This window comes from Brevundimonas sp. P7753 (assembly GCF_013386595.1).
GTDB classification, from domain to species: domain Bacteria; phylum Pseudomonadota; class Alphaproteobacteria; order Caulobacterales; family Caulobacteraceae; genus Brevundimonas; species Brevundimonas bullata.
In genome coordinates this window covers 1-440 of the sequence record NZ_JACARP010000180.1, presented here as the reverse complement: position 1 = coordinate 440, position 440 = coordinate 1, and the positions used below count along the sequence as shown (strand labels likewise).

Annotated in this window: 1 pseudogene; it reads left to right on the top strand. The window is 69.1% G+C overall.

What is annotated here, in order from left to right:
* Window positions 1–211: 211 nt before the first annotated feature.
* Window positions 212–440, top strand: a pseudogene (locus HX774_RS18855) (hypothetical protein); the annotation flags it as partial.

The following is a 440-nucleotide window of genomic DNA, read 5'->3' as shown; positions in this document are numbered from 1 at the left end:
GCGTCGGCGTCGCGGCGGGCGACGGCTTCCAGTTCGGTCCAGGCGGCGTGCGGCATCGGCGTCTCCCCCTTCCGACCGTCCCGAACAGGGCTGGTACGGCGCTTGCAGGACCCTGTTTACGGCTCAGGCCGAGAAGAGTTCAATCAATGACCGGGTCAACATGGGTTTCCACGCGGGATTCCTGACCCGGTCCCCAGTGAAGGGATGCCCCATGTCCTGCGGAATTATGCTCGCCGCCGTGCTGATGCTCAGCGATCCGTCCGTGGCCGAAGCCGCAGCCGTGGCGCCGGTCGCCGCCGACGCGCCGGTCTCGGTCGCGCACGAGCCCTTGTTCGCCGACCTGGTGACGCGGTCGGGCTCGCTGAAAGTCATCGTCGACGGCTGGATCGCCTCGGGCGAGGCCGAGGCCGAGGGCTTTCTGACCGGCGCCGCCTTCACCG